Consider the following 4787-nt stretch of genomic DNA (forward strand, 5'->3'; position numbering starts at 1 on the left):
GAAGTTGTTCAAAACCAGCCTAACCTGACTGCCGATATAGCTTTGATTAAGGATTGGGAGGTCTGATGGATAACGAATATGCCAAATTCTTTTTCAATCGAAAAGTTGATGTTTATCAACTGGAATGTATTGAGCTATCACATCCTTCTTTTATGAATACTTACCGGGTAGTCCGTAATGATGATCGCGGGGTGTATGTTCAGCACAATGAAGGCGCGGGGCAAGTATTTTACGAATACCTTCCTATGACAATTCAAAGATCTGGAATGCTCGGTGATCTGGACCAGACTTTGACCGTTTCAATTTCTGGGCTTGGTGATATTTTACCTGATGAGTTTGAGCGTGTAATGGAAGGGCAGTTTACTGATGTGAAACCTACTGTGAACTACCGGATTTACAGCTCAGATAATCTAAATACACCGATTCATTACCTACTTGGGTTGCGACTTGCTGGTGTCTCAATGAATCACAAAGCTGTGACATTCAAAGCTGAATCGCCGCGATTAAATACCACTAAAACTGGAGATATCTTTGCACTGGATCGCTTTAGTGGATTGAAGGGGGCTGTATGAAAAGTCATGATCATTTGCTTGATAAGCAATACGATGAAGAAGACTACAACTGTGTTCATTTTGCTCATGAAGCTGCATTGGATCTATACGGAATAGACAGAGGCGAAGCACTCGAACTCTTTATGCAACCTAAGGGCAAAATTACTTTCCTGCCATCACGGTTAAAACTTTTAAATCCGCTGCCCATGCCCAAGGAAGGATGCATAGTCGCCTTCCACCCGAAACAAAGAAACAAGCCCCCACATGTGGGGCTTTTTCGTTTGGGCCGTGTTCTACATTTGATGGAAGGCGGAGTTACTTATTTAGCGGAAGACGTCATTAAAGCGATGGGGTTTAGTCGGGTCAGTTACTATGATTAAGATTATTTATAAGCAGGATCCTTTATCTGAAAACAAGACCATTGAACATGCCGAAACGATAGGACTATGGCTTACTTCAAAATATGAATATATGCCTGAACATGTCCGTATTTTTCACACTACGAGTAATATGGATCATGCGGAAATTTCATTTGCGAATGAAGTCACACCGAAGAATGCATATGAGTTAAAGCAGCTAGATTTCTTACCGGGTACTTTTATCGTAATTGAAAATCCTAAAGGCATTCCTGCACTTGTTGCTGCCATTGTTTCTATTGTTCTAAGTGTAGCAGTTGCCTTATTGATGCCAACTCCATCAATTGCACAGACTAACCAGAATAACAACCAGTCTTCTTCGGCAAACAACGAACTTTCAAACCGTGAAAACAAGATTCGGGTTAATGGCCGTATTGCTGATATTTACGGAGCGGCTCACGATACTCCTGATCTAATCGCGGTGCCTTACAAGGTATATGAAAACAATGTTGAAGTAGAACATGTTGTCGGTTGTATTGGTCGTGGTCACTATAAAATTAACGGTGCTTATGACGGCGAAACCAACATTGTCGATATTGCCGGTGCATCGGTAGAAGTCTTTCGACCAGGCGTTGATATTGTTTCGGGTGAGCCATATTTCTCACTTGGTACCGAAATTACCACGCCCCCACTAACGGTTCAGCATCAAACTTCTGTTAATGGCCAAGTTCTCCGTCCAGCAGATACACAGTCTTTAGAAGGTACGAACTACCTTCATTTTGCATATCCAAACGAGATCCTTCGGGCAACGGCAAACAACACAGATTTAACCACTAAGTTTGTAAGTAATGACCGTGTAGAAATCACCAATGCCTCATTCACGTTTAACGGCCAGACTTATGATTTAAACGGCACTTACAGCGTTCTATCGGTAGCTGATGATCGCATGACGTTATCAAATCCGGCGGCCGTTAATGCTAACTGGTTAAAGATTAAAGAGTTAAGTAACCAGCAAACAGCAGCTTTATCACCAAAGATAAGTTCAATAGGTGAAAAGTGGATTGGTCCTTTCATTCTGGACAATGTCGAACGAAGTCGGGTGCTATGTAACTTTGTGGCCACAAATGGACTTTACACAGTTTCTTCAGGTGGAAATCAGGGTGCTGTAAACGTTACGATTGAAGTTGAAGTAACGCCGGTTAATGAATTTGGTGTAGCCATTGGCAATCCAATGCTGAAGCAGATCATTTTAAAGGGTTCGGCAAAGTCACGTCAGACAGTCGGTGCAACGCTGGATATGGTGACATTTCAGGGTCGTTGTAGTGTCCGTGCACGCCGTTTAACTCCGACTCCGGCAGTTACAACGGTAGTAGATGAAGTAAAGTGGCAGGCGCTTTACGGTGCTTATCCTTTACAAAGCACAGTGTATGAGCATGAAACGGTTTTTCGTGCGCGTACTTATGCAACCACTGGAGCTTTATCTGTTAAGTCCCGCAAGATCAATTTTGATCTTCAGCGAATGTTACCGACTTATAAAAACGGGGCAATGACAACAGAGCTATATCCAACATCAAGCTTTGCTGATGCATTAGTCTCAATGGCACTGGATGACAAGATTGGTCGCCGTACGATCGAAGAGATTGATATAGAAAACATCTACCGTACTTATAACGATATTGTTGATTATTTTGGTACACCTTTGGCAGCCGAGTTCTGTACTACGATTGATGATACAAACCTATCATTTGAAGAACTGGCCACTAACCTTTGTGATGCTGTATTTTGTACGGCATATTGGCAAAACAATAAGCTCAAAATCTACTTTGAACAACCAACTGATAACTCGGTAATGCTGTTTAACTTCCGGAATATCATTCCGGAAACTTATAAGCAAGACCTAACTTTTGGTGTAATGGATGACTACGATGGTTTGATCTATGAATATACGAATCCAGCCGACGATAGCCGTATCAATATCTATTTACCGGATAGAGGAGCAAAGAACCCCAAAGAGGTGAAATCTGTTGGTGTACGAAACAAGTGGCAAGCGCATTTCAATGCATACCGACTTTGGAACAAGATTAGGTTTCAACGTAAATCCATTACCTATGATGCTGCACCAGAATCGGAATTACTAGTGTTGCGTAACCGTATTGCTGTTGCAGATCCTCGCAATGGTATCCATCAAAGTGGAGAGGTGGTACAGCAAGAAGGTTTAATTCTCACTCTAAGCCATGATGTAGATTTTATTGCAGGCAAAAGCTATGTGATTTATCTGCAAATGAGTGATGGTACCGTGGACCTAATACCTGTTACACCGGGCTCAGCCAAGAACAAAGTAGTTTTAGGACGTTTACCGAACAGCGCATTAAAGTTAAGCCCTGATGATTTTGTGAATACTATCTATACGGTGGTTAATGACGATACTAAAGGTTCATTGCCTTATCTGGTCGCAAAAAGAGAACCGGCTGATCAGTTCTCCAATACCATTACGGCAATTAATTACGATGTGCGTTATTACCTCAATGACAAGGACTTTATTGATGTGCCGGTTGATGATTCTCCAATTTACATTCGATATGACCAGCTGGATATAAATCTGGCACGTTTATATCAAATGCAAAGAGGGGATTTGCCAACAACTGGAGAAATCAGTTTTGTAGTTGAATCTGGTGCACTAGTTTCTAGTTCGAGTTCTTATCGACCAGAAACCAGATTCGTCTATAAATTCGACTACAACTCTAGTCCGCCGAAACAGGAATTTATTGCCCCTGCAGCGACTGAACTACCTGCCATTGATACTGGTGAGTTCCCACCTGATCTGGTGGTAAATCTGACGATTAAAGGTGCTGTTGTTGGACGTGGTGGTGATGGCGGTTTACCTCATTTGGCATTTGGCGCTTGGGAAACGGATCCGGATTACAACTTTACCAAAACCCGCCGTGATGGGTTTCAGGGAGCACCTGGTTTATTGAACCGGCACAGCAAACTAAACCTGATTATTGATGGCGGCACTCTAGCTCGAGGTGGATCTGGTGGTGGAGCAACACCAAGCGGTATTTACACTGGGTTGTCTTATGGTGTTCAAGGTATTCCGGGTGGAGCTGGTGCACCATTTGGACGGGTCATGACAGGCCAGCCAATTTCAAGCGACTCACAAGATTGGCGCTGGTATTTTGGAAGTTACTTCAATGTCTTAAAAATTACTGATGCCGAAGCTTCGGTACCCGGTAAAGGTTATCGAACCCAAAATGACCGCTATGGATCTCCATTATCAGGCGATGGCGGAAACTGGGGCGAACGTGGTACCAAGTCCACCAATGATGGAACGTGGAACTGGAAATACCATGGCACAACTGAAGGCCAGCCGGGGCCGGGGGGACCTGCAATTATTGGAGTTGCTCCACTTACAACTCAACTGATTAACGGAGGGAAAATTCTACAAACCCTTTAAAACTTAAAATAACTTTGAGCACCCAATTCGGGTGCTTTTTTATTGTCTAAATTTTTTGGAGATATTAATGGAACCAGTTTCCACAAGCGGTTTTACAGCACTACTAAAATTGTACGGGATTGCAATCATGGTGACTTTAGCGGTCGGTTTGGTTGCAGCAGTGGTATTAATGACTCGTATGCCACGTTCACCACAAGAGTGGGCAGTAGGTTTGATCTGTACTGTTGTATCAAGCCTTGCTGGCGGCTCATTCATTATTGTGAAGTGGGGACTTCATGAATGGGTTACTGATGTATGGGGGATGATTGCTCTAGGTGGGTTCTTCTTTGTTTGTGGTTTACCCGGTTGGGCTTTAGTCCGTTGGATTTTTAATTTTATAGATAAACAGGAAGGTAAAACGATCGTTGAAGTGATCAAAGAGTTTAA

General features: G+C 42.8%; 4 protein-coding genes. All 4 read left to right on the forward strand.

Annotated features, from left to right (window positions below; genetic code table 11):
• The first annotated feature begins 65 nt into the window (after positions 1–65).
• Positions 66–572: a DUF1833 family protein gene (locus G9371_RS18890; protein ID WP_029423750.1), complete on the forward strand. Its 507-nt coding sequence runs from the start codon at positions 66–68 to the stop codon at positions 570–572.
• Positions 569–931, forward strand: a complete 363-nt coding sequence (locus G9371_RS18895) for a hypothetical protein (RefSeq protein WP_029423751.1) — start codon at positions 569–571, stop codon at positions 929–931. Before G9371_RS18890 ends, G9371_RS18895 begins: the two co-directional genes overlap by 4 nt.
• The gene (locus G9371_RS18900; RefSeq protein WP_029423752.1) at positions 924–4361 is read left to right on the forward strand and encodes a host specificity factor TipJ family phage tail protein; all 3438 of its coding nucleotides are present in this window, start codon (positions 924–926) and stop codon (positions 4359–4361) included. Before G9371_RS18895 ends, G9371_RS18900 begins: the two co-directional genes overlap by 8 nt.
• A 67-nt stretch (positions 4362–4428) precedes the next feature.
• A partial coding sequence (locus tag G9371_RS18905; RefSeq protein ID WP_165471307.1) for a hypothetical protein occupies positions 4429–4787 on the forward strand: 359 nt, incomplete at its 3' end.

This window comes from Acinetobacter sp. EKM10A, assembly GCF_011075215.1.
GTDB lineage: Bacteria > Pseudomonadota > Gammaproteobacteria > Pseudomonadales > Moraxellaceae > Acinetobacter > Acinetobacter baumannii.

Excerpts from the sequence above, each read along its gene's own strand:
- G9371_RS18900 (WP_029423752.1), top strand. The coding sequence starts at position 924 with ATGATTAAGATTATTTATAAGCAGGATCCTTTATCTGAAAACAAGACC.
- G9371_RS18895 (WP_029423751.1), top strand. The coding sequence starts at position 569 with ATGAAAAGTCATGATCATTTGCTTGATAAGCAATACGATGAAGAAGAC.
- G9371_RS18890 (WP_029423750.1), top strand. The coding sequence starts at position 66 with ATGGATAACGAATATGCCAAATTCTTTTTCAATCGAAAAGTTGATGTT.